Genomic DNA, 26,057 nt, shown 5'->3' with positions numbered 1-26,057 from the left:
CAACAAGGTGTTGGGAGCGAAACATGAAAAAACAATGGATGCTGGTCCCGCTGATCGCCGTCACCCTGCTCGGCAGCTGGGTCCTCCTGCACGGCAATGACAGCCAGGCGCAGACCCCCGACGCGGCGCCCCCGGAAGTCACCGTGGCCCAGGCGTTGACCCGCAAGGTCAGCGACAGCGCCGAGTTCACCGGCCGGCTGGAGGCAGTCAACACGGTGCAGGTGCAGCCGCGGGTCGGCGGCTTCGTCGAATCGGTGCAGTTCCAGGAAGGCGCGCTGGTGCACAAGGGCGACGTGCTGTTCCAGCTCGACGCCCGCCCGTATCAGGCCGAGGTCGACCGCCTCGCCGCCGAGCAGGCACGGGCCCGCGCCGAGCTGGATCTGGCCCAGACCAACCAGCGCCGCGCCGAGATGCTGCTGGCCCAGCACGCGATCGCGCAGCAGGAAGCCGACCGCCAGGCCACCACCGCGCAGAGCGCGCGGGCACAGCTGGGCGCAGCCACCGCCGCGCTCGCCGCGGCACGGCTGAACCTGGACTTCACCCGGGTACGCGCGCCGATCGACGGTCGCGTCAGCAACGCCCGCGTCACCCCAGGCAACCTGGTCACCAGCAGCGACGTGCTGACCAGCGTGGTCTCGGTCAACCCGGTCTATGTCTACTTCGACGTGGACGAACAGACCTGGCTCAAGCTCGACCACCTGCGCGCCGACGCGAAGCAGGCCGGCCGCAATGCGCGGATCGAGGCGGCGATGGGCCTGGCCGACGAATCCGGTTATCCGCACGAGGGCCGCCTCGACTTCGTCGACAACCAGTTGCACACCGGCTCCGGCACGATGCGCCTGCGCGCGGTGTTCGACAACGCGGACGGCCTGTACACGCCCGGCCTGTACGCCCGTGTGCAGCTGCAGAGCGGTCCCGCGCAATCGCGCGTGCTGGTCGACGACCGCGCGATCGGCACCGACCTGGGCAACCAGTTCGTCTACGTGGTCGACAAGGATCACAAGGTGCAGTACCGCAAGGTCGACACCGGTGCGCTGTTCCATGGCTTGCGCGTGATCGACAGCGGCGTGCAGCCAAGTGACCTGGTGGTGGTCAACGGCCTGCAGCGCGTGCGCCCCGGGGTGGAAGTGAATCCGCAGAAGGTGGCGATGAGCTACCGGCTGAACAGCGCGGACAAGGCGCTGGTCGAGCGCGGCGATATGCCGGATGCCGACAAGCGCACGGCGCAGGCCGATACGACGGCAACCAAGGCTCCGCAAGGCTGAGCACAACTCCCTCCCCTGCGGCAATCCCAAGGGGATTGCCGCAGGGGAGGTTGGAGAGGGGTGAAGCCCTCCGACCCGCTGCAAAGCAAGAACAAGAGCGTTACCCCCTCCCCACCTCCCCCTGCAAGCAGGGGGAGGAGCAAAGAGCCGAGACGTCGCCAACGTTTCGTCGAGGATGCATTGCATGAAAAACATCGCCCAATTCTTCGTCGACCGGCCGATCATGGCCGCCGTGCTGTCGCTGCTGTTCGTGATCACCGGCGCCATCTCGGTGTTCCAGCTGCCGATCAGCGAGTACCCCGAAGTGGTGCCACCCACTGTGGTAGTGCGCGCGGCCTATCCCGGCGCCAATCCGAAGGTGATCGCGCAAACCGTCGCCACCCCGCTGGAGGAACAGATCAACGGCGTGGAGGGCATGCTGTACACCTCCTCGCAGGCGACCAGCGACGGCGCACTCACCCTCACCGTGACATTCGCGCTGGGCACCGACCTCAATACCGCCCAGGTCGACGTGCAGAACCGCGTGGCGCAGGCGCTGCCGAAACTGCCCGAGGAAGTGCAGCGGCTCGGCGTGACCACGCAGAAGAGCTCGCCCGACCTGACCATGGTGGTGCACCTTACCTCGCCCGACCAGCGCTACGACATGCTGTACCTGTCGAACTACGCGCGGCTGCACGTGAAGGACGTGCTGGGCCGGCTCGACGGCGTCGGCGACGTGCAGATCTTCGGCGCCGGCGAATACTCGATGCGCGTGTGGCTGGACCCGCAGAAGCTGGCGCAGCGCTCGCTGACCACCGGCGACGTGATCAACGCGATCCGCGAGCAGAACGTGCAGGTCGCCGCCGGCGCGCTGAATGCGCCGCCGGGGCCGGGCAACGCCGCGTTCCAGCTCAACATCAACACGCGCGGCCGGCTGGTCAGCGAGGAAGATTTCCGCCGCATCATCGTGCGCACCGACGCCAATGGCGGCGTGACGCACCTTGGCGACGTCGCCAAGGTGGATCTCGGCTCGAACAACTACGCGCTGCGCAGCCTGCTCGACAACCAGCCGGCGGTGGCGCTGCCGATCTTCGCGCGGCCCGGCTCCAACGCGATCCAGATTTCCGACGAGGTGCGCGCCACCATGGCGCAGCTGAAGCAGGATTTCCCGCAGGGCGTGGACTACTCCATCGTGTACGACCCCACCGTGTTCGTGCGCGGCTCGATCGAGGCGGTGGCGCACACCTTGCTGGAAGCGATCCTGCTGGTGGTGCTGGTGGTGATCCTGTTCCTGCAGACCTGGCGCGCCTCGATCATCCCGCTGGTGGCGGTGCCGGTGTCGCTGATCGGCACCTTCGCGGTGATGCACCTGGCCGGCTTCTCGCTCAACGCCTTGAGCCTGTTCGGCCTGGTGCTGGCGATCGGCATCGTGGTCGATGATGCGATCGTGGTGGTGGAGAACGTGGAACGGCACATCGAGCTCGGCGAATCACCGCGTGAAGCGACGCGCAAGGCGATGTACGAGGTCACCGGACCGATCGTCGCCACCGCGCTGGTGCTGTGCGCGGTGTTCATCCCGACCGCCTTCGTCAGCGGCCTCACCGGCCAGTTCTACCGCCAGTTCGCGCTGACCATCGCGATCTCCACGGTGATCTCCGCGTTCAACTCGCTGACCCTGAGCCCGGCGCTGGCCGCCGTGTTGCTGAAACCGCACGACGCGCCGAAGGACCGCCTCACCCGCGGCATCGACCGCGCGCTCGGCTGGCTGTTCCGCCCGTTCAACCGCGTCTTCCATCGCGGCGCGGAGCGCTACGTCGGCGGCGTCAGGCGCGTCGTCGGCAAGGGCAAGCTGGCGCTGGTGGTGTATGCCGGCCTGATCGCGCTGACCTGGTTCGGCTTCTCGCACGTACCGACCGGCTTCGTGCCGGGCCAGGACAAGCAGTACCTGGTGGCATTCGCGCAGTTGCCCGACGCGGCGTCGCTGGACCGTTCCGAGGACGTGATCAAGCGGATGAGCGCCATCGCGATGAAGCAGCCAGGCGTGGAACACGCCATCGCGTTTCCCGGCCTGTCGATCAATGGCTTCACCAACTCCACCAACTCGGGCATCGTGTTCGTGGCGCTGAAGTCGTTCGACCAGCGCGAAAGCGCGGATCTTTCCGCCGGCGCGATCGCCGGGGCGCTGAACCAGAAGTTCGCCACGATCCAGGATGCGTACATCGCGGTGTTCCCGCCGCCGCCGGTGATGGGGCTGGGCACGATCGGCGGCTTCCGCATGCAGATCGAGGACCGCGGCGACCGCGGCTTCAACGAGCTGTACCAGCAGACGCAAAACCTGATCGCCGCCGGCCGCAAGGAGCCGGCGCTGGCCGGGCTGTTCTCCAGCTTCCAGGTCAGCGTGCCGCAGGTGGACGCCGACGTGGACCGCGAGAAGGCCAAGACAGTGGGCGTGAACCTGGGCGACGTGTACCAGGCCATGCAGGCCTACCTGGGCTCGCTCTACGTCAACGACTTCAACCGCTTCGGCCGCACCTACCAGGTGAACGTCTCGGCCGACCCGGCGTTCCGCCATACGCCCGAGGACATCCTGCAGCTGAAGACGCGCAACGCGCAGGGCCGGATGGTGCCGCTGGGTTCGTTCGTCACCGTGAAGCAGGGCGCCGGCCCGGATCGCGTGCAGCACTACAACGGCTACGCCACCGCCGAGATCAACGGCGGCCCGGCGCCGGGCTTCAGCTCCGGCCAGGCGCAGGCGGCGATGGAGAAGCTGGCGAAGGACAACCTGCCCAACGGCTTCAGCTTCGAATGGACCGAGCTGACCTACCAGCAGATCCTCGCCGGCAACACCGCGGTGCTGGTGTTCCCGCTGTGCGTGCTGCTGGTGTTCCTGGTGCTGTCCTCGCTGTACGAGAGCTGGTCGCTGCCGCTGGCGGTGATCCTGATCGTGCCGATGGTGCTGCTGTCCGCGATCGCCGGCGTGTGGCTCTCGGGCGGCGACAACAACATCTTCACCCAGATCGGCTTGATCGTACTGGTCGGACTGGCGTGCAAGAACGCGATCCTGATCGTCGAGTTCGCCCGCGAAATGCAGCTGGAAGGCATGTCGCGCCATGAGGCGGTGCTGGAAGCGGCAAGGCTGCGCCTGCGCCCGATCCTGATGACCTCGATCGCCTTCATCATGGGCGTGGTGCCGCTGGTGACCTCGCACGGCGCCGGCGCCGAGATGCGCCACGCGATGGGCGTGGCGGTGTTCGCCGGCATGCTCGGCGTGACCATCTTCGGACTGATCTACACGCCGCTGTTCTACGTCGTCATCCGCGCGCTGGTCGAGCGCCGCGAGGCGCGCGCGGCCGAACGCGCCGCCGCGCATGCGCTGCCGGCGCTGGAGAACCACTGATGAAAATTTTCATGACCATGTTCGGCACCTATGCGTCCCGGGATCTCGACCGTAGGGCGGGCACCGCCCGCCATACCGCTACGGCGGGCGATGCCGACACCGCGGCGGGCAGTGCCCGCCCTACGCGCCGCCGCTCCACGTCCATTGGGGTGTTCCGAGCCTCGCTGCTGGCCGCGGCCATCGTGCTGGCGGGCTGCGCCAGCGTCGGCCCCGACTACCACGCCGTCAAGATCGCCGCGCCGCAGCTGCAAAGCCTCGACGCCGCCCAGGAAAGCAACGCGCAGTTCCAGGCCGCGTGGTGGAAGCAGTTCGACGACCCGGTGCTGGATGCGTTGATCCAGCGCGCGGCGGCGAACAACCTCGACCTGCGCATTGCGGTGGCGCGGCTCAACGAATCGCGTGCGCTGCTCAGCGGCGCGAAGTCCGACCAGCTGCCCAGCATCGACACCGGCGCGAGCTACACCCGCAGTCGCGGCCAGCAGCCGGGCTTCAGCGAGCAGCGACTCACCACGACCACCTACCAGGCCGGCTTCGACGCGTCGTGGGAACTGGACTTGTTCGGCGGTGTGCGCCGCTCGGTGGAGGCGGCCGGCGCCGACCTCGGCGCCAGCGAAGCGGCGCTGCACGACGCACAGGTCAGCCTGCTGGCCGAGGTGGCGCGCAACTATTTCGAGCTGCGCGGCAGCCAGCTGCGGCTGGACATCGCCCGCCGCGACATCGACAACCAGCGCCAGACCGTGCAGCTCACCGAAGTGCGCCAGCAGGTCGGCACCGGCTCGGAGCAGGACGTAGCCAGCGCCAGGGCGCGCCTCGCCGCGGTGCAGGCGCAGCTGCCGCTGCTGCAGGCCCAGGCCAGCGCCATCGAATACCGCCTCGCCGTGTTGCTGGGCGCGCGCCCCGGCGAGCTCGACATCGACGTGTCGCCGAAGAGCTTCAAGCCAATCGCCACGACGCTGCCGATCGGCGACGCCGGCGACGTGCTGGCGCGCCGTCCGGACGTGCGCATGGCCGAACGCGAATACGCCGCCGCCACCGCGCGCATCGGCGTGGCCAAGGCGGATTTCTTCCCGCACCTCACGCTGGGCGGCTTCCTCGGCTTCCTGTCCGGTCGCAGCAACGATTTCGGCAGCCCGGCGACGCGCGCCTGGTCGCTGGCGCCGAGCATCAGCTGGGCCGGGCTCAACGTGCAGCGCGTGCGCGCCAACCTGCATGCCAGCGAGGCGCGCGCCGAGGCGGCGCAGGCGAACTACCAGCGCACCGTGCTGGAAGCGATCGAGGACATCGACAACGCGGTCACCGGCTTCAACCAGCAGCGCGTGCGCGTCGACCACCTGATCGAGCAGGCCGCACAGAGCAAGCGCGCCGCCGACCTCGCCCGCGTGCGCTACCAGGAAGGCGCCACCGGCTTCCTCGAACTGCTCGACGCCGAACGCACCCAGCTCGCCGCCGAGGACGACCTGGCCCAGGCCGAAGCGGCGATCAACACCCGCGCGGTGGCCCTGTACAAGTCGCTCGGCGGCGGCTGGCAGGCCTGCGGCGACGAACGTTGCAGCGCGCTGGCGCAGGCCGGCACCGCGCCATGAGCCGGCCCGCCCGGCGCCCGCCGGCAGCGACGCCGGCGATCACGCCGACGTATCGCGTGGCGCTGGTCAGCGGCGCCAACCGCGGGCTCGGCTTCGAGGTGGCGCGCCAGCTCAGCGAGCACGGCATCACCGTGCTGCTGGGCGCACGCGACCTGGACAAGGGCCTGCGCGCGGCTCGCCAGCTGGCCGGCGCGCCCGGCGAGGTGATCGCGGTGCAACTCGACGTCACGCAACAGGAGCAGGTCGACACGCTGGCGCGCCGGATCGACGTCACCTGGGGCCGGCTCGACGTGCTCATCAACAACGCCGGCGGTTATTACGACCACGACGCGCGAGCCAGCGACGGCGACCTCACCCAGGCGCTGGCGGCGATGCAGACCCACTTGTTCGGCAGCTGGCGGCTGTGCAGCGCGCTGCTGCCGCTGATGCGCCGGCACGGTTACGGCCGCATCGTCAACGTCTCCAGCGGTTGCGCCGCCAGCGCGTCGAGCGGCAGCGCCTGCGTGGCCTATCGCAGCTCCAAGTCCGCGCTCAACGCCTACACCCGCACGCTGGCGGCGGAACTGGAAGGCAGCGGCATCGCGGTCAACGCGGTGTGCCCGGGCTGGGTCGCCACCGACCTCGGCGGCCCCGGCGGCCGCCCGGTGAGCGACGGCGCCGCCGGCATCGTGTGGGCCGCCAGCCTGCCGACGCCGGCGCCGACCGGCCGCTTCTTCCGCGACGGCGAGACGATTGCCTGGTGAGGGATCCGCCGTACCGGGTCAGCGCTGCACGATGTGCGCGAACCACTCCCAGCCGCGCACGCGCTCGCAGATCAGCTTGGCGCAGGTCAGCATCGGCACCGCCAGCAGCGCGCCGGGAATGCCCCACAACCAGCCCCAGACCAGCAGCCAGAGCAGGATCGCGATCGGCGACAGCCGCATGCTGGCGCCCTGGATGAAGGGCGTGATCAGGTTGCCTTCCACCGCGGTGAGGCCGGCGAAGGTCAGCACCGGCAGGAACACTTCGAGGCTGGCATCGTTCGCGTAGAGCATGCACACCACCGCCAGCACGGTGGTGGTGACGATCGCGCCGACGTAGGGAATGAAGTTGGCGAACATCGCCACGGCGCCCCACAGCAGCGGGTCGGGCACCTTGTACAGCCACAGCATGCCGGCGGTGACCGCGCCGAGGCTGGCGTTGATCAGCAGCGCGGTGAGCAGGTAGCGCGACACCTCGCTCTGGATGCCGCGCACGATGCTCACCGCATGCCGCTTGTAGGTGAAGCCGGGGGTGATCTCGACCAGCCGGCGCAGCATCGAGTCGCCGTAGATCAGGAAGAAGAACACCAGCAGCAGCACGCTGAGCACGGCCGCCAACACCTTCGGTGCGGTGGAGACCACGTCCCAGGCGCTGATCGGGACCGGCGCGGACTGCGGCACGGCCGCGCGGGTACTGGTGCCGCTGCTGACCAGGGTCTGGGTGGCGCGGTTGGCCGCTTCCAGCGGCTTGGTGAAGCTGCGCAGTTTCGGCACGAAGCTCTTGATCGCCGCCGGCGCGCCGTGGAACCAGCCGACCGCCGGCTGCGCCAGCAGGCCCACGCCGCTGCCGATGCCGACGATCAGGCCGAGCATCAGCACGCTGGCGGTGAGCCAGCGCGGCAGGCGCAGGCGCGCACCGAAGGCGACGATCGGGTTCAGGGCCAAGCCGATGAAAGCGGCCAGCACCAGCGGAATCATCAGGGCCCTGGTCAGCGTGATGGTGTACAGCAGCGCCAGCAGCAGCAGCACGTTCAGCACCACGCGGATCGCGCGCAGGTGCCGGCGCATGCCGCGTGCGGCATTCAGCCGGGGCAGCCCCTGCCGTGCGGATTCGTCGGCCGCTTCCGGTTCATCCGGAATGGCGAGCGCGCCGACCTCGACGCCGGCTGCGCCGGGCGCCGGCGGGAGCGAGGGTTCGGGTTCGCTCATGCCGGTTCATCGCCATCGGCAGCTGCCGCCGCGGCAGGGCTGGGTGCCAGCGCACCCAGTTCGACCATCAGGCGCGCGCCGTAGGCCACCGCCTCGGCCAACCCCCCGCCGAGCAGCGAACCCAGCCCCGGCACCCGCAGCGGATGCACGTCGAGGCTGCCCAGCACGAAGCCGGCTCCGGCGGCGGTGCCCACCGTCGCCAACGGATGCCTGCGGCCACGCACCAGCAGGGCCGCCGCCGGCGTGGTCAGCGCATGCCGCGCCGCGCGCATGCGCAACCGGGCCGCCCGCACCTTCGCCACACGATCGAATACCTTCATGACCGATCCTCGCCCGGAGTGTCCTGCCCGCCGCCCGGCCCGGCCGCATCGCCGGCTTCGGCCTTGCGCAAGGTTTCGCGCATCATCGCACTCCACTCGCTGCGCGTGGCGGGCAGGCTCATCCAGTGCATGCAGCGGCGGAACAGCAGGATCGAGCCGAACAGGAACACCACTTGCAGCAGCGCCAGCGCCAGCAGCGCCCAGATCCACGACTCGAACCACGTCGCCAGCAGCAGGCCAAGCAGGCCCAGCAAGCTCAGGCCAAGCCCGACGCCGGCCACGGTGGCGGCCAGCCCCGCCAGCAGCATCAAGGAAACCGCGCTGCGCGCCAGCCCCAGCTCCGCCGCCAGCAATTGCATCTGCGCACCGAACAGCCGCTTGACCGCGCGCGCGAGCTGGCCGACCTCGGTCAGCCATCCAGACGACGACGGCGCCGGATCCGGCGCCGCCGCTGCGTGGGGTGACTCACCCTCGTCGTGCATTCCCGTTCCCTGCGTCGCGTCGCGACGCTCAGCGTCGCAGGATGCGGCCGAGCAGCCAGCCGGCGCCGAGCGCGATGGCGACCGACTGCACCGGCTTCTCGCGCACGTAGTCGCGTACCTGTTCCAGCCACGCGTCGGCGCGATCCACCGTCTCGTCATACACCTCGCGGCTGCGCTCGCTGACCCGGGCGGCCTTGTCGCTGGCCTTGTGGGCGGCCTCGGCCGCCTTGTCGGTGGCGTGATGCAGGCCTTCCTCGACGTGATCGGCGGCGCGCTCCACCTTTTCCTTGGTCGTGGCCACCGCCTCGGAAGTGGCCTGCTTGATCCGCTCGGCGCGTTCGTCGATGCGATCGCCGACGGCCTGTTCGGGGGGCTGGACTGGATTGTTCATTGCTTGCTCCGGAGAAGACTCATGGTGGCACAGATGCAATGCGACGGCCGGCCGTCAACTGGCACGGCGGAAGAACGCAATGATGGCCAGAATCAGGAAAATGACAAACAGGATCTTCGCGATGCCGGCGGCAGCACCCGCGATGCCGCCAAAACCCAGCACGGCGGCGATGATCGCGATGACCAGGAAAACCAGGGCGTAGTGAAGCATGGGAGCGTCCTCTTTGCAGTGATGACGGTCGTGGGGAAACCGCCCGCCGCCATTCACCCACAGCCCGTGCCATGCGGGTGTGAAGAGCGCCGGCGCCGCCATGCACGCCACACCGACGTTTGCGCCCGCGTGCGTTCAGCTGGTGACGGCCGGGTTCAGGCTGTAGGTGCCGACCAGCTCCGCCTCGGCCAGCACATGGCCGGCCATCGCCGCGCGCAGTTCGGCCAGCGAGAAACCGTGGGCCAACGGCAGCGCGGCCACGTCGAGCGCATGCAGCTTGAAGTGATAATGGTGCAGCAGCGCATCGTTCCACGGCGGGCACGGTCCGTCATAGCCGAGGTATTCGCCGCCCATGTCGGCGTCGCCGGCGAACCAGCCGGTGTAGTCGTTGACGCCCTGCACGCTGCCCGGCGGGCCGAACGGCGCGCGCTTGCCGCGCGCGGTGATGCCGTCGCTGCAGGCGCCAGCGGCCAGTTCGCCGCATTCGGCCGGGATGTTCGCCATCAGCCAGTGCACGAACTCCACCCGCGGCAAGTCGGCGGGCACCGTGCGGCCCTCCTGGTTCACGTCGTCGCCGCGGCTGGGCACGTCGGGGTCGATGCAGGTGAGCACGAATGAACGGGTACCCGCCGGCGCACCGCTCCACGCCAGCTGCGGGCTGCGGTTGTCGGACAGCGCGACCGGATCGCCACGCTTGCCGAAGGCGAACTCGGCGGGGATCGGCTGGCCGTTGGCGAAACTGTCGCTGCGCAGGTGCATGGGGTTTCTCCGTTGGATAGCAGGTTGCCTGTCGAGTGCGATGCCTGCCTGCGCAGGCATGACGGCGGAAAAACGCGGCACCCTCCACGCTCGTCATGCCTGCGCAGGCAGGCATCGCACTTCGACAACTACAGAATAGTCGGATACAAGTCCCGCCACCCGACGTTGCCCTCGTTGATCAGCCGCATCTTCCAGTCGCGCTTCCAGGCCTTGAGCGTCTTCTCGCGCAGGATCGCCGACTCCATGGTGGGATGAAGCTCGTACCACACCAGCGTGTGCACACCGTAGCGGTGGGTAAAACCCTCGACCACATCGTTCTTGTGCTGCCAGATGCGTTTGACCAGGTCGCTGGTGACGCCGATGTAGAGAACGCCATTCCTCTTGCTCGCCAGCATGTGGACGCAGGGTTGTCGCCGGTCCATGGCGTTTTCTCCAGTGTTGAAATGCGATTCCTGCCTGCGCAGGAATGACAAGATAAAAGAAGCGGACCGCTCGCCCATAACCCTCAAGTCGTCATTCCTGCGCAGGCAGGAGGCGCCTTTCAACAGCGAAGCTGGTCATCGCACTTTGCAACAAAATGGCACCGCACTCACGGCTTGTAGGTCACCCGATACACCGCCCCCGCCAGGTCGTCGCTGACCAGCACGCTGCCGTCGGGCAACGGCTGCACGTCGACGGGACGGCCCCAGGCTTTCTCGTCCTGCTCGAAGCCGGTGATCAGCGGCTCGTAGGAGACGACCTTGCTGCCGTCCAGGCGCACCGCCATCACGCGGTAACCGGATTTCCTCGTGCGGTTCCACGAGCCGTGTTCGGCCACCAGGATCGCGCCCCGGTAATCGGGCGGAAACATGCGGCCCTCGTAGAAGCGCATGCCCAGCGCGGCCACGTGCGCGCCAAGCTTCAGCACCGGCGGCACGTAGTCCTTGCAGCTGCGGCCCTTGCCGAATTCGGGGTCGAGCGTGTCGCCCTGGTGGCAGTACGGATAGCCGAAGTGCTCGCCGGGGCGGGTGATCTCGTTCAGTTCGTCGCTGGGCATGTCGTCGCCCATCAGGTCGCGGCCGTTGTCGGTGAACCACAGGTGCTTCGACCCCGGTTGCCAGTCGAAACCGACCGTGTTGCGGATGCCGCGGGCCACGTCTTCCCAGCCGCCGCCGTCGGCGTTCATGCGGATCAGCTTGCCGTGCGCCGGCGCCGGATCGCAGATGTTGCACGGCGCGCCGATCGGCACGTACAGCTTGCCGTCCGGGCCGAACGCGATGAACTTCCAGCCGTGGTGGGTCTCGCCGGGCAGCTTGTCGGTCACCACGGCGGGCTTCGGCGGATCGTCCAGATGGTTTTCGATGTCGCGCAGCACATAGATGCGGCTCACCGCGGAGACGTACAGGTCGCCGTCCTTGAACGCCACGCCCACCGGCAGCTGCAGGCCGCTGGCGATCACCCGCACCTTGTCCGCCACGCCGTCGCCGTTGGCGTCGGTCAGCGCGTAGACCTTGCCGGCGTCGTTGGAACCGACGAACACCGTGCCCTTCGCGCCCAGCGCGATCTCGCGCGCGTCCGGCACCTGGTCGGAGTACAGCGCGATGTGGAAGCCTTTCGGCAGGACCAGCCGCTGCAGCGGCGGCGCGGCCCATGCCGGCAGCGACGACAGGATCAGCAGCAACGACAGCAGAAGACGCATGGCGGGGCTCCACGACGACAGGGAACGTGCAGCGTATACCGGCGCGCGTGAAGCCAGAAGCACCGGCGCCCGGTAAACTGGCGGCTTTCTGAGGGGGACGCATGAGCGAACTGGACGACCTCACCACCCTGGTCCGCGCGGCCACGCCGCTGCTGGTGATCGAGACGGTGGACGAGCAGCGCGTGATCGAGTGCTTCCGCCACGTGATCGCGCAGGCACTGTACCCGCTGTGGCGCTGGACCCTCACCGACGGCCTCACCCGGCTGGACTTCGCCCAGCCCGGTGCCGCGGTGGCGCCCGATGCCACCGCCACGCTGGAGGCGATCCGCGCCCAGGACCAGCGCGGCATCTACCTGATGTTCGACTTCCACGGCCTGCTCGGCTACGCGATGAGCCAGCGCCAGCTGCGCGAGATCGCGCAGCGCCATCGCTCGGCCGCACACACCATCGTGCTGGTCGGCGCCAAGGTCGAACTGCCGGAAGAACTCGAAGCGCTGTCGCTGCGCGTGCCGCTGGCGCTGCCCGACCTCAAGGAACTGGCCGGCATCCTGCGCGGCGAGGCGGTCGCCTGGCAGCGCGAGCAGAACCGCCGCATCGAGGTCGACAACGACGCCGCGCGCACCATCGTGCGCAACCTGCTCGGCCTGTCCGCGCCGGACGCGCGACGCATCGTGCGCAAGCTGATCTACAACGACGGCGCGCTGGGCCCGCAGGACCTGCCCGAGCTGATGCAGTCGAAGTTCGACCTGCTCAACCGTTCCGGCCTGCTGCACTACGAATACGCCACCGCCAGCTTCGCCGACATCGCCGGCGTGTCGCGGGTGCGCGAATGGGTGCAGCGGCGCCGCGCGGTGTTCCTCGCCGCCGCGCCGGACCCCGTGCTCGACCCGCCCAAGGGCGTGCTGCTGCTCGGCGTGCAGGGCTGCGGCAAGAGCCTGGCGGCGAAGGCAATCGCCGGCGGCTTCGGCGTGCCGCTGGTGCGGCTGGACTTCGGCACGCTGTACGACAAGTACCAGGGCGAGACCGAAAAGAACCTGCGCGAGGCGCTGGCCAGCACCGAGCTGCTGGCGCCATGCGTGCTGTGGATCGACGAGATCGAAAAGGGCCTGGCCAGCGGCGGCGATGACGGCGGCGTGTCGCGCCGCGTACTCGGCTACCTGCTCACCTGGATGGCCGAACGCAAGGCCAAGGTCTTCGTCGTCGCCACCGCCAACGCAGTACAGGAACTGCCCGCCGAACTGCTGCGCAAGGGCCGCTTCGACGAGATCTTCTTCGTCGACCTGCCGCGCGAAGCCGTGCGCGGCGAGATCTTCGCGATGCACCTGGCCCGCCGCAAACTCGACCCTGCCAGCTTCGACCTGCCCGCCCTCGCCGCCGCCAGCGACGGCTTCTCCGGCGCCGAAATCGAGCAGACCATCGTCAGCTCACTCTACGATGCGGCCGGCAACGGCACGCCACCGGATCAGGCGACCTTGCTCAATGCCTTGAAGCAGACGCGGCCGCTGTCGGTGCTGATGCGCGAGCAGGTGGAGGCGTTGCGGGCGTGGGCGCAGGGGCGCTGTGTGGCGGCGGATTGAACGCGGGCGAAAAATCACCGAAGCCCGCGAGCAACCACCTCACTGTGACAGCGCCTTGGCCAAGGTCTTCATCGGGATGAACATTCGCGTACCATCCGTCTCAAGCTTCTGGAAGCCATACTTGCCATAGAACACCGCTGCCGCATTGTCGATCGGATCCACGATCATCGCCCAAGCCGCCACGGGGGACGCGATGACTGCTTCTGCTGCATCCATCAGCAATGCGCCGCCCAGGCCCTTACCCTGATACGCCACATCCACGGCGAGCCGCCCCAGCAGCGCGGCGGGAAGGTGTTCGTGCCGGGGGAGCTTCTTCACCAGTTCGTCGGGAAGTCCATTGCGATCCACCCGGCTTGCAGAGAGCGTGTAATAACCGGCCACGGCACCCGTCTCCCCGTCGAGCGCAACGACACATGCCGCGATATGGCGCCTTACGTCCTGACCCGCTTGCGTGCGCAGGTAACGGGTCAGCACGGCGTTGCCGCAATCGAACGCCTCGACCGGCTGGTTCGCCCGATCAAGATCCTCGAAACGGACCTTCCATCCGCTCACAAGGAAGTCAGATCACGGTAGCGTCGGGCAGCGGATTTCAGCGCTGCGTTCGGTTTAGGCGGGTTCAACAGGGCCTCGGCAAATCGGCGCGCATCCTCCATGGCCAGGCTGACCACCGAAGCATCCTTGATGACCCGCTCGGCGGCTTCGACGGCACTGTCGACGAGAAAGTCGGTCATGCTGCGCCCGCGCAAGCTCGCCGCGTGCTGCAACAAGGTCTTCACCTGATCGTCCAGCCGCACGCCCAACCTAGCCTGCTTGAGGCCCGTGGCCTTGGGTTTGGCGGCCGGCGCCACCGGCTTCGTGGCGACTTTCTTGACCTTGGCGGGTTTTCGCACGAGCTTGCCCGGCGCGCTCGCCTGTGGACGGGAAAGCGATATTTTTCTGGATGTTGCCGTCATGGCCGGCACCTCGTCATATGTACGTCTGTTCGACGCACATTGTAGCATTGCCAGCATCACGCACGGAAACACCCCAGTGCAACCTGAAGACCTCCAGAAGCTGGTGACGACGCGCATGCCCTATGGCAAGTACCAGGGCCGGCTGCTCGCCGACCTGCCCGGCGCGTATCTCCCTGGTTCGCGCGCACGGGCTTTCCGAACGGCGAGCTGGGCCGGTTGCTGGCGCTGATGCTGGAAATCGACCACAACGGCCTGTCCCGGTTGCTGGAGCCGCTGCGCCGGCACCCTTCCTGAGCCGCGCTGGCTACACTGCGCGCATGGATGACGCCAGCCTCTTCCGCACCGCCGCCGACGCACTGGCCGGCGACGGCTGGTGCATGCTGACCGAGCTGCTGACGCCGGCGCAGACCCGTGCGCTCGCCGACGAGTGCATGTCGCTGTACGCGGCGCGGCAGCTGGCGCCGGCGCGGGTCGTCGGTGCGGCGCACGCCGCCACGGAGTTGCGCGGCGACCGCACGCAATGGTTCGACCCGGCGGCAGCGAGCCCGCCGCAACGGGCATTCGTCGCGCGCCTCGACGCGTTGCGCATGGCACTCAACCGCGAGCTGATGCTGGGCCTGGTCAAGTGCGAGGCGCACTACGCGGTGTATCCGCCCGGCGCGCGCTATGCGCGGCACCTGGATCGCCTGCGCGACAGCGATGCACGGGTGGTCTCGGCGGTGTTCTACCTCAACGAGGGCTGGCAGGAAGCCGACGGCGGCGCGTTGCGGCTGTACCTGGAGGACGGCGCGCACCGCGACATCCATCCGCACGCCGGCACCCTGCTGCTGTTCCTCTCCGCGCGGTTCGAACACGAGGTGCTGCCGGCCACGCGCGAGCGCCTGAGCATCGCCTGCTGGATGCGGCAGCGCCCGCTGGATGCCGCCGGCGAGGACGTCCCCGCCTAGCGGGGATCGGCACCGAGCAACTCGATCTCGGCCAGGGCGCGCCTGGCGTCGGTCGTGGCCGCGTCGACCTGCAGGCGGTAGTACGCGTACTCGCCCGGCGCCCGCACGGCGAAGGCGCGGGTCTGCTGCGGCCAGGCAAAGCGTTCGCCGTGGCGTGCATCGAGGGTGGCCCAGTGCTGTCCGTCGGCGGAGCCCTGCAACTGCCAAGCCGACGGTGCCGTGGCCGTGCTGCCTGCAGTCAGCGTGAGCATCGTCACCCGGAGCGGCCGTGCGAAGCGCCAATCGATTGTGGTCGCCACGCCGGGCAGCATCACCTCGGCGCCGGAGTCGTTGTCGAACAGCAGCGGCAGGCCTGCGATGGTGGACGAGGCATGGACGCGGCCCAACCGCTCGTCGAGAAGATCGCGCAACGGTCGTGGTACGCCCGCGCCGGTGAGCGATGGCGGCGCGGCATCTTCGCCGCTGGCCCAGCGCGAAGGCTTCGGCCCCATGCTGAATTCCAGCGTGGCGCCCTGCGCCAGCAGCGCGTGCGGCAGGGTCAGCCGGTGCCACGGCCGGCCGTTGACGCGCAGGCCCTGCACGTAGCGGTTGACGTCACTCACCGCGGGCGCGTCGATCACCAGGTGTTTGCCGTTCTCCAGCGCGATGTCCATGTGCGGGAAGTACGGCGCGCCGATCACGTATTCCGGTGTGCCCATGCGCAGCGGATAGAAGCCGGCGGCGCTGAACAGGTACCAGGCGGACATCTCGCCGTTGTCCTCGTCGCCCGGGTAGCCCTGGCCGATCTCGCTGCCGACGTAGAGGCGGCTGAGCACGTCGCGCACCTTGTCCTGCGTCTTCCACGGCTGCCCGGCGTAGTCGTACATGTAGATGATGTGGTGCGAGGGCTGGTTGCTGTGGCCGTACTGGCCCATGCGCACATCGCGCGCTTCGAGCATCTCGTGGATCGGCTCGTCGTAGCTGCCGACGTGGAACTCGCCCGGCGTGGCGAACAACGCATCGAGCTTGGCCGCCAGCGCGGCGCGGCCGCCGTACAGCGCGGCCAGGCCGGCGCCGTCCTGCGGCACGTGGAAGGCCATGTTCCAGGCGTTGGTCTCGGTGTAGTCGCCGCCCCAGCGCAGCGGGTCGAAATCCGGTGCGCCGTGATGCCAGTCACCGTTGCCATCGCGGCCGACGAAGAAGCCGACGGCGGGGTCGAACAGGTTCGCGTAGCCCAGCGCACGCTGGCGGAAGTACGCCGCATCGTCGGCGTAGTGCGCGGCATACGGGTCGTCCGTCGCGGCTTGCCGCGCCAGCGCGGCGGCGAGGTTGCCGATCGCGAAGTCGTTGATGTAGCCGTCCATCGACCAGGACAGGCCTTCCTCCACGCCGGTGTCGGTGTAGCCGCGGAAGATCGAGCGCTGCAACCCCTTGCGGCCGGTGCCGGCGAGCGGGCTGACCACGGTGGCGTCCTTCAGGGCGGACTGGTAGAACGCGCGCACGTCGAAGCCGCGCACGCCCTTCAGCCACGCGTCGGCGAACGCCACGTCGGCGCTGGTGCCGACCATCAGGTCGGCGTAGCCGGGCGACGACCAGCGCGCGATCCAGCCGCCATCGCGGAACTGCTGCACGAAGCCGTCGATCATCTCGCCTGCTTGCGTCGGCGTGAGCAGCACGTAGGCCGGCCACGCGGTGCGGTAGGTGTCCCAGAAGCCGTTGTTGACGTACGGCTTGCCGTCGACGACGCGCGCGCCGGTCTGCGTGGGCGTGTCCGGGCCGACCGGCGCGGAGAACGGGCTGGCGTAGCGGTAGTGCGGCTGCGCCGCCGTGCCGGTGTTCTCGTAGGCGGCGTTCGGATACAGGAACAGCCGGTACAGGTTGGAGTACAGCGTGGTCAGCTCGTCGCGGCTGGCGCCGCGCACCTTGACGATGCCGAGCTGCTTGTCCCACTGCCGCTGCGCGCGTTCGCGCACGTCGTCGAAGGTTTCCTGCGGCGCGATCTCCAGCGCCAGGTTGCGTTGCGCCTGGGCCAGGCTGATCAGCGAGGTGGCGATGCGCAGGTTCACCACTTTCGTCTGCGTGGTGTCGAAACCGAACCAGGCGGCCACGCGGTCGCGGCCTTCGCCGCGCAGCCGGCCGCTCTCGCGCACCGGCCGGTCCAGCGTGCCGTAGAAGAACAGCCGGGTGGCGCCGGCGGAGAGCCGGCTTTTCACGTCGGACCAGCCGCTGAAGCTGCGCCCGGTCGGATCGAGCACGATGCCGCCGCGGTCGTCGCGGTTGTCGAACACCAGCTGCGCACGATCGCCCACGAAGGTGAAGCGGAACATCGCGGCGTGGTCGGTCGGCGCGATCTCGGTGATGATGCCGTTGTCGAAGGCAACGCGATAGGTGTGCGCGTGCGCGGTCTCGTTCGCATGGCTGAAGCTCAGCGCGCGCGCCGCCCGATTCGCGCTCGGCGCACCGCGGGGAACCGCGGCCGGCATCAGCTGGAAGGTCTGCCGATCGCCCATCCACGGGCTCGGTTCGTGCGACAGCGCGAACGCTTCCAGCCGTGGGCGGTTGTCGACATCGTTGCGCTGCTGGTACTGGTAGATCCAGTTCGAGCCGGCGTCGGTCACCGGCGTCCAGAAGTTGAAGCCGTGCGGCACGGCCACCGCGGGAAAGTTGTTGCCGCGCGAGAAGCGGGCGTTGGAGTTGCTGCCGCGGCGGGTGTCGACGAACTCGCTGGGACGGCGGCGGGTATCCGCGGGCGCGGCGCCGAGGCGCAGGTCGTCCAGATAGCCCTCGAAGCCGGCGGCCGGGCCGTCGTGCATCAGCACGATGCGCTTGATGGTGCGTCCGGCGGCGACCGCGCCGACGTCGATCGACAGGTAGTTCCACTGGTCCGGGTACAGCGTGCGGCCGTCGCCCTGCGCGCGCGCCGAGGCGCCGATGCGGTGCTGGTCGCGCGCGCCGCGGGTGGACAGCCGGCTGCCGTCGTCGAACAGCAGGTCCACCGCCACATAGGTGGCAGGGTTGCGCAGGTCGTCCGCGTTCGACAGCGGGAAGATCAGGTACGACAGCTGCGTATCCGGCCGTACCGGCAGATCCACCGCGTACAGCTCCGCCTGTTGTTGCCCGCCCGCGTTGCCGCGGTAGTGCAGCGAGCGCAGCCCGCTGAAACCGACGCCGGGCTTGGCGGTCAGCGCCGCCGCCCGGCCGGGACCGCCGGCCACGTCGACGCTGAACGAGGCGCCGGGCAAGGGCGCCAGCGGCGCCGGCTCCGCGTTTTCGAACGAGCGCAGGAAGCTCGTGTCCGCGGCGCCGGCCGCCAGGCACGGCAGCAGGCAGGCCAGCCACAAACCGCGGCGCAGCCAGCCGGCCGCGTGCAAGTTCCCCATCCTCCCCGATCCGATCATGCCCGCCCCTGGCTTGCCCACGGTGATGGTGCGCGTTCGTCCGTGGGCACCCGCTCGTCCAGGCGATCGTGCCGGCGTTCAGCCCGCCGGCACGGCCGCGTCCGCCACCGCGTTGAAGCGCGCGGCGATGTAGTCGTCGGTGTAGCTGGTCATGTCCCAGCCGCGGATGAAGCCGCAGTGGCCGCCGAACGGCGCGATGTCCAGTTCGACGTTGGCCGGCAGCTGCAGCTTCTCGAAGCCGGCCACCGGGATCACCGGATCGTCCTTGGCGGTGAGGATGGTGGCCGGGATCTGCATCGCCTGCATGATGTCGCCGGCCACCGAATAGCCGTCCAGATACTGCTGCAGGGACTGGAAGTCGGTATGCCTGAGCACCAGCGACTCGGTCAGCCCGCGCAGGTGCTGCTTCAGTTCGGACATCTCGAAGTACTGGTGCTGCGGGAACGCCTTCTGCTTGGCCAGCAGCGAGTGCCGCCACTTGCGCATGAAGTACGCCTGGTAGAACCACGGCGCGGATTCCTCCAGCGAGAACAGGCCCTCGCCGGGGTCGATGATCGGGCACACCGCCAGCACGTAGCTCAGCGGAATGCCCACGCGCGAGGTCTGCATCGCCGCGCGCAGCGCGAAGTTGCCGCCCAGCGAGAAGCCGGCCAGCGCCATCGGCCGCGCCGGCCAGCGCGCGGCGATGTCGCCCAGCGCGTGCACCACCTCGTCGAGGCGGCAGGAGTGGAACAGCGCCTCGTTGAGCCCGTGGCTGTCGCCGTGATCGCGGAAGTTCAGCCGGAAGATGTCCCAGCCGTCGGCGAGCAGGCGGCTGCCGGTCTGCAGCACGTAGGTGGAATCGACGCTGCCTTCCCAGCCGTGGAACAGCACGGCCAGGCCGCGCGACTGCGGCCGGGTTTTCTGCGCGGTATGCGCGCCGGTGAGGCGCACCCCGCCGCCGCCGTCGACCACCACCGGCTCGGCGCCCTGCAGTACGGCTTTCGCCGCGCGCGGCAGCAGGATGCGGCGCACCCCGCTGGAGGACAGCATGGTCTGGATGTGGCCGCTGGTAAGCGGCCAGGGCGGGCGGAAATCCTTTCCGTGCAGCAGGCTCATCCGGGGCGATCTTCCAGGGCGGCGGCGATGCGTTCGCGCGACAGCTCGGCCATGCGTCGGCGCGCCTCCGGAGTGGCCGGCACCGGCGTCAGGAAGTGCACCTCGGCATCCATCGGCGCCTCGCCCAGCATGCGCACGATGTTGTGCAGGAAATTCTCACCCTCGCGGAAACCGGCGTCGACCTGCCGCCGTCCGTCACGGGCGAAGCGCAGCGCCACCGGCTGCACCGGCACCTCGGCATCCAGCGCCGCCTGGAAGATGCGCGCGTGGAAGGTCTTCAGCACGCCGTCGTGGCCGGTGCCGCCTTCCGGGAACACCGCCACCGAACGGCCGCCGCGCAGCCGCTCGACCATCGCCTGCATCACCGTGGACAGCGAGTGGTTGTTGCCGCGGCGGTGGAAGATGGTGCCGCCGTTCCTGGCCAGCCAGCCGACCAGCGGCCAGCCGGCGATCTCCGCCTTGGCCACGAAGCAGGCCGCGCGCTGGCTGTGCAGCATCACGATGTCGATCCATGAGGTGTGGTTGGCGACGAACAGCACCGGATCGCGCCGCGCCTCGCCGAAGCGCACCGCACGCAGGCCGAAGATGCGCAGCAGGCGCACCGACCACCAGCGGATCATGCGGTGCGCGAATGGCTCGCGGCCGTTCTCCATCACCGCGTGCTGATTCCAGCTGAGGATGAACGCGCACAGCGCGATGCCCAGCACGATGTGCAGCAGCAGCAGCGGTACCCGCCACAGGTAACGCAGCGGACGCAGCAGGTCGCGGTCGGGCACGGTAGTGGTATCGAGGCTCATCGGTCGATTAGTTTAACGTCAGTCGGTACGGGCGCGTGGTTCAACGTTCGAGCTGGGCCAGCGGCAGCGACGGCGAACGCTTCACCGTGCGCAGCACGAAACTGGAATTGACATCGGCAACCCCGGCCGCGTTCAACAGATGGTCGAGCAGGAAGCGCGAGAAGTCCTTGAGGTCGGCCACGTAGACGTGCAGCAGGTAGTCCATGTCGCCGGTCAGCGCGTGGCAGGCGACTACCTCGTCCCAGCCGTTGACGCGCTCGACGAAGCCCTCGACCGCCGCGCTCTCGTGCTTGCTCAGCTGCACCCGCACGAACGCCTGCAGGCCCAGCCCCACCGCCTGCGGATCGACCTGCGCGGCGTAACCGGTGATCACCTTGTCCGCCTCCAGCCGCTGCAGCCGGCGCAGGCAGGCCGACGGCGACAGGCTGACCCGCTCGGCCAGCTCGGCGTTGGTGATGCGGCCCTCGCTCTGCAGCACGGCAAGCATGCGCAGGTCGGTGCGATCGAGTGTCGTCATGCGCAACATCCTTGCTTCATATCCATTCAAACGCAAGAATAGTGCATTCATCGCGTCGATCAAGACAACAAAACAACCTTAGTGCGGCGAAACGGCCGTATGCTGTGGCTTGCCCCAAGCCGCACCGGAGTCGAGCCCATGGACACGCCCCGCAAAGTCGAACACCAGCAGACCGACCGCGGCTACGTGCCGGTCTATGCCACCGGCGTGGTCGAGCAGCCGTGGGCCAGCTACAGCCGGACCGACCACGAGGTGTGGGACACCTTGTTCAAGCGCCAGCGCGAGCTGCTGCCCGGGCGTGCCTGCCAGGAATTCATGGCCGGCGTGGAGCGCTTCGGCCTGGGCGACGGCGGCATTCCGAAGTTCGCCGAGCTGAACAAGGTGCTGGCCAAGGCCACCGGCTGGGAACTGGTGGCGGTGGAAGGCCTGCTGCCGGACGAGGTGTTCTTCGATCACCTGGCCCATCGCCGCTTCCCGGTCAGCTGGTGGATCAGGAAGCCCGACCAGCTCGACTACCTCAGCGAGCCGGATCTGTTCCACGACCTGTTCGGCCACGTGCCGCTGCTGCTCAATCCGGTGTTCGCCGACTACATGCAGGCGTATGGCCGCGGCGGCATGAAGGCGTTCGCGATCGGCCCCGACGCGCTGATGAACCTGACCCGGCTGTACTGGTACACGGTGGAATTCGGCCTGATCAACACGAACGAGGGCATGCGCATCTACGGTGCCGGCATCGTCAGCTCCAAGGGCGAGTCGATCTACTGCCTGGATTCGCCGTCGCCGAACCGCATCGGCTTTGGCCTGGAACGCGTGATGAGCACGCGCTACCGCATCGACACCTACCAGCAGACCTACTTCGTGATCGACAGCTTCGAGCAGCTGTTCGAGGCGACCCGGCCCGACTTCACCCCGATCTACGCGCGCCTGCGCGAACAGCCCGTGCACGCCGCCGGCGACGTGCTGGACAGCGACCGCGTGTTCACCCGCGGCGATCGCGTGGGCTGGGCCACCAACGCGGATACCTGATCCGTCCACGCCACACGGACGCGCGAGGGCCGGCCAACATGCCGGCCCTTTTCGTTGCCTGCCGATCGGAGCCTGAGGGTCGACCGTCGGTCGAGCCCGCCACCCGGCCCTGTTCAACCTGGCGATCGAGCCGACGCTTCGTGCGCAGCTTGCGCGCCAGCAACGGCGGTCCGGCTGTATTCGTCGGGACCCCGTCGCTTGAATTGCTCGAAGCCTCGCACGAGCATCGTTCCCACATCACCCAGGAACATCGGTCATGCCCAGACATCTCGTTGCGCTGATGCTTCTCGCATTCCCGCTGTTCGTTCAAGCCGCACATGCACAAACGGCGGTCATCCCGCAGCCGAATCGGATCGAGATGGGCCACGGCAGCTTTGCGCTGAACCGCAACGTGCGCATCGTTGCGCCGGCCGGACCACGCGGGCAGGAAATCGCCGCGTTCCTGCGCGACGGCATCCGCGAGGACAGCGGGATCGCGCTGCGGCTGGGCGCCGCCAGCGACCGGCCGCGCATCGAACTGCGCACCGATCCTTCCGTGCACGGCGAGGAGGCGTACCGGCTGAGCGTCACGCCGCAGCGCGTCGAGATCGCCGCGGCCGACAATCGCGGCCTGTTCTGGGGCGCGCAGACGCTGCGGCAACTGCTGCCGCCCGGGCGTCACGCCACGCTCGCCATCCCGGCCGTGCGCATCGACGACGCGCCGCGCTACGCCTGGCGCGGCGTGATGCTGGACGCGGCGCGGCACTTCATCCCGGTGCCTCTGCTCAAGCAGCAGATCGACCTGCTCTCGCGCTACAAGCTCAACGTGCTGCACTGGCACCTGACCGACGACCAGGGCTGGCGCATCGAGATCCGCAAGTACCCCAAGCTCACCAGCGTCGGCGCCTGGCGCAGCGAGGCCGACGGCAGCCGCAGCGGCGGCTTCTACACCCAGCAGGAGATCCGCGACGTCGTCGAATACGCGCGCCAGCGCAACGTGATGATCGTGCCGGAAATCGAGATGCCGGGCCATGCGTCGGCGGCGGTCGCGGCCTACCCGTCGCTGTCCTGCCCGGAGCAGCCGATTGCGGTGCCGGCGACCTGGGGCGTGTTCACCGACATCTACTGCGCGGGCGACGAGGCCACGTTTGCGTTCCTGCACGACGTGCTCGACGAGGTGGCCGAGTTGTTCCCCGCGCCGTATATCCACATCGGCGGCGACGAGGTGCCCAAGCAGCAGTGGGCGGCGAGCACCTCGTCGCAGCAGCGCATGCACGACGAACAGTTGGCCGACGTCGCGGCGCTGCAGAGCTGGTTCGTGCAGCGCATCCAGCGCGATCTCGAAGCGCGCGGCAAGACGCTGGTCGGCTGGGACGAGATCCTCGAAGGCGGCGCGGATCGAAACGCCGTGGTGGAAATGTGGCGCGGCGACGCCGAGGCGGCCAAGGCACTGGCCAACGGCAACCGGCTGATCGTCGCCGGGCCGTTCTATCTGGACACGCCGATCGAAGAGCTCACCACGCAGGACGTCTACCGCATCGACCCGTTCGCCGCACCGGCCTACGCCGGCCACCAGGGCCAGCTGCTCGGCGCCGAGGCGCCGCTGTGGAGCGAGCGCGTCACCCCGCGCAACCTGGAAGCGATGCTCTACCCGCGCGTGCTCGCGCTGGCCGAGCGGCTGTGGAACCCCGACGCCCGCGACTACGCCGACTTCCAGCGGCGCGTGCGCGCGCACTACCCGTGGCTGGACGAGCGCCACATCGCCTACGGCCCGGAAGACCGCAACCTGGTCGACTACAAGCTCGAGTTCAACGCGCCCCACCACCGCTGGCGCGTGCGTGCCGCGCGCGGCTTCGACGACATCGCGCTGCACTACACCGTGGACGGCAGCGAGCCGACTGCGCAGTCGCCCGCCTTCGGCGACGTGCTGGACCGCTACCTGCCGGCCACGCTGAAGATCGCGCCTTTCCGCCGCGGCGTGCCGTACCTGCCCAGCCAGACGTTCCAGAGCGTCGACAACAAGGCGCTGGGCAAGCCGATCAACTACCTCACCGCGCCCGACCCGCACTACGCCGGCACCGCCACGCAACTGGTCGACGGCGTGATCGGCGACGACGACTTCAACGATGGCCTGTGGGTGGGCTGGCGCGGCGCCGACCTCGACGCCACCCTCGACCTGCAACCCGCCACGCCGTTCCACAGCATCCAGATGCGCTTCCTGCAGCAAAGCGGCTCATGGGCGCTGCTGCCGCGCAGTGTCACCTTCGCCATTTCGGACGACGGCAAGACCTGGCGCACGCTGCAGTCCACGCCGATCGCGGTGGACCCGATGGACCTGCGCGCGACCATACGCACCGTGCGCTTCGACGCCGCCACGCCGGTGACCGCGCGCTACCTGCGCGTCACCGCGCAGAACTACGGCATGCTGCCGCCTGGGCATGAGGGCGCGGGGAAGCCGGCGCATTTGTTCACCGACGAGATTCTCGTGCAATGAAACTCACGGACGATTTTCGCTCGTGAGTCCTGGCAGCGGGTGCCCGGGGAGTGGCCTGGGCAGCGAGGCAGGCGTCGCATTGCGACAAGGGCGGCTTTCGGCCCCTGCCTGACATGACCGGGTCCCAAAGCCAGCCCCGGATTCGTCGAGAAGAATTGCTCGAAGCCGACAACTGGGCGGAGACGCCTGCCGCCGAGCCGGGCACTGCACATCACGACCATCCTCACCCACGGACCCTCACGTGTCCGCGGTGGCATGTCCGATGGCTCAAAACATCAAAACTCTCCCGCGCCCTGATGGCTTCGTGAGCGCTTCGCGGGGCCCTAACCTACTGCCTTCAATGCAGCGCCGAGGAAGCGTTCGACGATCTCCGGCAGCATCGGCTCGACCGGGAGCGTGTAGTGCGTGGTACCCGGCAAGATGGCGAGCTCGTTGGCGGGCCGCAGGGAGCCATCGATCCCGGCATCGCGCCGGCCGCCTCCCAACGCCTTCCAGAACTCGACCATGTGTTCGGGCCGGATGGCGTCAGCGTCGGCAAAGACCAGCAGTGTACGTGCCTGCAGCCTGGCGACGTCGGCGCTCCAGTCGAACGGGCGTGTGGTCAGGTCGCCGACCTTCCTGAAGAGGTTGGCCCAATCGACATCGGGATAGGCCTCCCCCAACGGCGATGCCTTGACGCCAGGGCCCAACGTGGCAGCGTTGGCCTCCAGCTGTTTGAAGGCCGCCACCCCCTCCGGATAAAAGCCGTCCTGCCTCATTGCCGCGGACACGATCACTAGCCGGTCGACCACATCCGGATGGCGGACAGCGGTCTGCAGCGCGACGCTGGCGCCCAGCGAGTAGCCCATGACGTCGGCCTTGCCGAGGTTCAGATGGCCGATCAGGGCGGCCATGTCGTCGCCCATCGTTTCACTGCGCAGTGGCCTGTCGGTGTCCGGTGTGCGCCCGTGTGCCTGGAGATGGGGGGCGATCACCCGCCGGCCCTTGGCCAGTTCGGCCAGATTGCTCCCGAAGCTGCCCGGGTCGATGCCACCGTGGAGAAGAATGAGCGGCTTGCCGGCGCCATGCACGCTGTAAAAGAGATGCTGGCCATTGATGTCGGCAAAACTCCCGCTCGAAGCGGCGGCAGTCTTCCTGGCTCGAGCGGGAAGGGCCGCAGTCAGCACGGCGGTCGCCATGGCGGTCTTCAGGAAATCCCGTCTGCGCATATCGTCCTCACCTGGCGCCGAACTGGCCAGCATGGCGGCGATCGTGCGTTTCATCGCCGCCCCTTCCATGC

Annotated in this window: 23 protein-coding genes and 1 pseudogene; 9 read left to right on the top strand and 15 right to left on the bottom strand. The window is 68.7% G+C overall.

From position 1 onward, the window contains the following. The first annotated feature begins 23 nt into the window (after positions 1 to 23). The 4 genes from R5H19_RS07165 (at position 24) to R5H19_RS07150 (ending at position 6,967) form a co-directional block, all read left to right on the top strand. Positions 24 to 1,265: an efflux RND transporter periplasmic adaptor subunit gene (locus tag R5H19_RS07165; protein WP_318158303.1), complete on the top strand. Its 1,242-nt coding sequence runs from the start codon at positions 24 to 26 to the stop codon at positions 1,263 to 1,265. 184 nt (positions 1,266 to 1,449) lie between these two features. After that, positions 1,450 to 4,641, top strand: a complete 3,192-nt coding sequence (locus tag R5H19_RS07160) for an efflux RND transporter permease subunit (protein WP_318158302.1) — start codon at positions 1,450 to 1,452, stop codon at positions 4,639 to 4,641. Next, positions 4,641 to 6,224: an efflux transporter outer membrane subunit gene (locus tag R5H19_RS07155; RefSeq protein WP_318158301.1), complete on the top strand. Its 1,584-nt coding sequence runs from the start codon at positions 4,641 to 4,643 to the stop codon at positions 6,222 to 6,224. The genes R5H19_RS07160 and R5H19_RS07155 overlap by 1 nt, the downstream gene beginning before the upstream one ends. After that, positions 6,221 to 6,967 carry an SDR family NAD(P)-dependent oxidoreductase gene (locus R5H19_RS07150; RefSeq protein ID WP_318158300.1) on the top strand — a complete coding sequence of 249 codons (747 nt, stop codon included), beginning with the start codon at positions 6,221 to 6,223 and terminating at the stop codon, positions 6,965 to 6,967. Before R5H19_RS07155 ends, R5H19_RS07150 begins: the two co-directional genes overlap by 4 nt. Before the next feature lie 18 nt (positions 6,968 to 6,985). On the opposite strand, the gene R5H19_RS07145 is transcribed toward R5H19_RS07150, so the two are convergent. The 8 genes from R5H19_RS07145 to R5H19_RS07110 form a co-directional block, all read right to left on the bottom strand. Beyond that, positions 6,986 to 8,173: an AI-2E family transporter gene (locus R5H19_RS07145; protein WP_318158299.1), complete on the bottom strand. Its 1,188-nt coding sequence runs from the start codon at positions 8,171 to 8,173 to the stop codon at positions 6,986 to 6,988. Next, entirely contained in the window at positions 8,170 to 8,493 is a 324-nt protein-coding gene (locus R5H19_RS07140; protein ID WP_318158298.1) for a hypothetical protein, read from the bottom strand. The genes R5H19_RS07145 and R5H19_RS07140 overlap by 4 nt, the downstream gene beginning before the upstream one ends. Further along, the gene (locus tag R5H19_RS07135; protein WP_318158297.1) at positions 8,490 to 8,975 is read right to left on the bottom strand and encodes an ABC transporter ATP-binding protein; all 486 of its coding nucleotides are present in this window, start codon (positions 8,973 to 8,975) and stop codon (positions 8,490 to 8,492) included. The genes R5H19_RS07140 and R5H19_RS07135 overlap by 4 nt, the downstream gene beginning before the upstream one ends. Before the next feature lie 28 nt (positions 8,976 to 9,003). Further along, entirely contained in the window at positions 9,004 to 9,366 is a 363-nt protein-coding gene (locus tag R5H19_RS07130; protein WP_318158296.1) for a hypothetical protein, read from the bottom strand. A 54-nt stretch (positions 9,367 to 9,420) separates the two neighbouring features. Beyond that, positions 9,421 to 9,576, bottom strand: a complete 156-nt coding sequence (locus R5H19_RS07125; RefSeq protein ID WP_007809737.1) for a DUF1328 domain-containing protein — start codon at positions 9,574 to 9,576, stop codon at positions 9,421 to 9,423. Positions 9,577 to 9,711: 135 nt separating this feature from the next. Beyond that, entirely contained in the window at positions 9,712 to 10,335 is a 624-nt protein-coding gene (locus R5H19_RS07120; protein WP_318158295.1) for a YbhB/YbcL family Raf kinase inhibitor-like protein, read from the bottom strand. 128 nt (positions 10,336 to 10,463) lie between these two features. Further along, a complete protein-coding gene (locus tag R5H19_RS07115) occupies positions 10,464 to 10,757 on the bottom strand; it encodes a GIY-YIG nuclease family protein (protein WP_318158294.1) in 294 nt (97 codons plus the stop codon). Between the two features lie 167 nt (positions 10,758 to 10,924). Then, positions 10,925 to 12,013: a PQQ-dependent sugar dehydrogenase gene (locus tag R5H19_RS07110; RefSeq protein ID WP_318158293.1), complete on the bottom strand. Its 1,089-nt coding sequence runs from the start codon at positions 12,011 to 12,013 to the stop codon at positions 10,925 to 10,927. A gap of 101 nt (positions 12,014 to 12,114) precedes the next feature. Here R5H19_RS07110 and R5H19_RS07105 point away from each other — a divergent pair, with 101 nt between their 5' ends. Next, complete coding sequence (locus R5H19_RS07105; protein WP_318158292.1) at positions 12,115 to 13,590, top strand: AAA family ATPase; 1,476 nt, start codon at positions 12,115 to 12,117, stop codon at positions 13,588 to 13,590. Positions 13,591 to 13,629: 39 nt separating this feature from the next. Here the strand turns inward: R5H19_RS07105 and R5H19_RS07100 are convergent, their stop codons facing one another. Beyond that, on the bottom strand, positions 13,630 to 14,142 hold the full coding sequence (locus R5H19_RS07100; protein WP_318158291.1) for a GNAT family N-acetyltransferase: 513 nt from the start codon (positions 14,140 to 14,142) through the stop codon (positions 13,630 to 13,632). After that, the gene (locus tag R5H19_RS07095; protein WP_318158290.1) at positions 14,139 to 14,543 is read right to left on the bottom strand and encodes a DUF1778 domain-containing protein; all 405 of its coding nucleotides are present in this window, start codon (positions 14,541 to 14,543) and stop codon (positions 14,139 to 14,141) included. The genes R5H19_RS07100 and R5H19_RS07095 overlap by 4 nt, the downstream gene beginning before the upstream one ends. 76 nt (positions 14,544 to 14,619) lie before the next feature. On the opposite strand from R5H19_RS07095, the pseudogene R5H19_RS07090 reads away from it, so the two are divergent. Together R5H19_RS07090 and R5H19_RS07085 are read left to right on the top strand one after the other, a co-directional pair. Further along, positions 14,620 to 14,837 (top strand): annotated as a pseudogene (locus tag R5H19_RS07090) (DUF3820 family protein). 23 nt (positions 14,838 to 14,860) lie between these two features. After that, positions 14,861 to 15,490 carry a 2OG-Fe(II) oxygenase gene (locus tag R5H19_RS07085; protein WP_318158289.1) on the top strand — a complete coding sequence of 210 codons (630 nt, stop codon included), beginning with the start codon at positions 14,861 to 14,863 and terminating at the stop codon, positions 15,488 to 15,490. Here R5H19_RS07085 and R5H19_RS07080 read toward each other — a convergent pair. The 4 genes from R5H19_RS07080 to R5H19_RS07065 form a co-directional block, all read right to left on the bottom strand. Then, a complete protein-coding gene (locus tag R5H19_RS07080) occupies positions 15,487 to 18,849 on the bottom strand; it encodes a GH92 family glycosyl hydrolase (protein ID WP_318158288.1) in 3,363 nt (1,120 codons plus the stop codon). The two genes, R5H19_RS07085 and R5H19_RS07080, sit on opposite strands and share 4 nt — an antisense overlap. A 96-nt stretch (positions 18,850 to 18,945) precedes the next feature. Beyond that, positions 18,946 to 19,965, bottom strand: coding sequence for an alpha/beta fold hydrolase (locus R5H19_RS07075; protein WP_318158287.1), 1,020 nt, complete (start codon positions 19,963 to 19,965; stop codon positions 18,946 to 18,948). Continuing rightward, the gene (locus R5H19_RS07070) at positions 19,962 to 20,762 is read right to left on the bottom strand and encodes a lysophospholipid acyltransferase family protein (RefSeq protein ID WP_318158286.1); all 801 of its coding nucleotides are present in this window, start codon (positions 20,760 to 20,762) and stop codon (positions 19,962 to 19,964) included. The genes R5H19_RS07075 and R5H19_RS07070 overlap by 4 nt, the downstream gene beginning before the upstream one ends. A gap of 40 nt (positions 20,763 to 20,802) precedes the next feature. Beyond that, positions 20,803 to 21,279: an Lrp/AsnC family transcriptional regulator gene (locus R5H19_RS07065; RefSeq protein ID WP_318158285.1), complete on the bottom strand. Its 477-nt coding sequence runs from the start codon at positions 21,277 to 21,279 to the stop codon at positions 20,803 to 20,805. Positions 21,280 to 21,417: 138 nt separating this feature from the next. Here R5H19_RS07065 and phhA point away from each other — a divergent pair, with 138 nt between their 5' ends. Continuing rightward, the gene (gene phhA / locus R5H19_RS07060) at positions 21,418 to 22,305 is read left to right on the top strand and encodes a phenylalanine 4-monooxygenase (RefSeq protein WP_318158284.1); all 888 of its coding nucleotides are present in this window, start codon (positions 21,418 to 21,420) and stop codon (positions 22,303 to 22,305) included. Positions 22,306 to 22,561: 256 nt separating this feature from the next. After that, on the top strand, positions 22,562 to 24,778 hold the full coding sequence (locus R5H19_RS07055) for a family 20 glycosylhydrolase (protein WP_318158283.1): 2,217 nt from the start codon (positions 22,562 to 22,564) through the stop codon (positions 24,776 to 24,778). Positions 24,779 to 25,101: 323 nt separating this feature from the next. On the opposite strand, the gene R5H19_RS07050 is transcribed toward R5H19_RS07055, so the two are convergent. Further along, entirely contained in the window at positions 25,102 to 26,040 is a 939-nt protein-coding gene (locus R5H19_RS07050) for an alpha/beta hydrolase (protein ID WP_318158282.1), read from the bottom strand. Positions 26,041 to 26,057 lie beyond the last annotated feature (17 nt).

It is taken from the genome of Rhodanobacter sp. KK11, from assembly GCF_033345435.1.
GTDB lineage: Bacteria > Pseudomonadota > Gammaproteobacteria > Xanthomonadales > Rhodanobacteraceae > Rhodanobacter.
This window is presented reverse-complemented; position numbering and strand designations above follow the sequence as displayed.

Coding starts and splice junctions, on each gene's coding strand:
- R5H19_RS07140 (WP_318158298.1), bottom strand. CDS start 8,493: ATGAAGGTATTCGATCGTGTGGCGAAGGTGCGGGCGGCCCGGTTGCGC.
- R5H19_RS07110 (WP_318158293.1), bottom strand. CDS start 12,013: ATGCGTCTTCTGCTGTCGTTGCTGCTGATCCTGTCGTCGCTGCCGGCA.
- R5H19_RS07155 (WP_318158301.1), top strand. CDS start 4,641: ATGAAAATTTTCATGACCATGTTCGGCACCTATGCGTCCCGGGATCTC.
- R5H19_RS07150 (WP_318158300.1), top strand. CDS start 6,221: ATGAGCCGGCCCGCCCGGCGCCCGCCGGCAGCGACGCCGGCGATCACG.
- R5H19_RS07120 (WP_318158295.1), bottom strand. CDS start 10,335: ATGCACCTGCGCAGCGACAGTTTCGCCAACGGCCAGCCGATCCCCGCC.
- R5H19_RS07055 (WP_318158283.1), top strand. CDS start 22,562: ATGCCCAGACATCTCGTTGCGCTGATGCTTCTCGCATTCCCGCTGTTC.
- phhA (WP_318158284.1), top strand. CDS start 21,418: ATGGACACGCCCCGCAAAGTCGAACACCAGCAGACCGACCGCGGCTAC.
- R5H19_RS07050 (WP_318158282.1), bottom strand. CDS start 26,040: ATGAAACGCACGATCGCCGCCATGCTGGCCAGTTCGGCGCCAGGTGAG.
- R5H19_RS07065 (WP_318158285.1), bottom strand. CDS start 21,279: ATGACGACACTCGATCGCACCGACCTGCGCATGCTTGCCGTGCTGCAG.
- R5H19_RS07095 (WP_318158290.1), bottom strand. CDS start 14,543: ATGACGGCAACATCCAGAAAAATATCGCTTTCCCGTCCACAGGCGAGC.
- R5H19_RS07115 (WP_318158294.1), bottom strand. CDS start 10,757: ATGGACCGGCGACAACCCTGCGTCCACATGCTGGCGAGCAAGAGGAAT.
- R5H19_RS07070 (WP_318158286.1), bottom strand. CDS start 20,762: ATGAGCCTCGATACCACTACCGTGCCCGACCGCGACCTGCTGCGTCCG.
- R5H19_RS07080 (WP_318158288.1), bottom strand. CDS start 18,849: ATGGGGAACTTGCACGCGGCCGGCTGGCTGCGCCGCGGTTTGTGGCTG.
- R5H19_RS07165 (WP_318158303.1), top strand. CDS start 24: ATGAAAAAACAATGGATGCTGGTCCCGCTGATCGCCGTCACCCTGCTC.
- R5H19_RS07125 (WP_007809737.1), bottom strand. CDS start 9,576: ATGCTTCACTACGCCCTGGTTTTCCTGGTCATCGCGATCATCGCCGCC.
- R5H19_RS07130 (WP_318158296.1), bottom strand. CDS start 9,366: ATGAACAATCCAGTCCAGCCCCCCGAACAGGCCGTCGGCGATCGCATC.
- R5H19_RS07085 (WP_318158289.1), top strand. CDS start 14,861: ATGGATGACGCCAGCCTCTTCCGCACCGCCGCCGACGCACTGGCCGGC.
- R5H19_RS07105 (WP_318158292.1), top strand. CDS start 12,115: ATGAGCGAACTGGACGACCTCACCACCCTGGTCCGCGCGGCCACGCCG.
- R5H19_RS07145 (WP_318158299.1), bottom strand. CDS start 8,173: ATGAGCGAACCCGAACCCTCGCTCCCGCCGGCGCCCGGCGCAGCCGGC.
- R5H19_RS07135 (WP_318158297.1), bottom strand. CDS start 8,975: ATGCACGACGAGGGTGAGTCACCCCACGCAGCGGCGGCGCCGGATCCG.
- R5H19_RS07075 (WP_318158287.1), bottom strand. CDS start 19,965: ATGAGCCTGCTGCACGGAAAGGATTTCCGCCCGCCCTGGCCGCTTACC.
- R5H19_RS07160 (WP_318158302.1), top strand. CDS start 1,450: ATGAAAAACATCGCCCAATTCTTCGTCGACCGGCCGATCATGGCCGCC.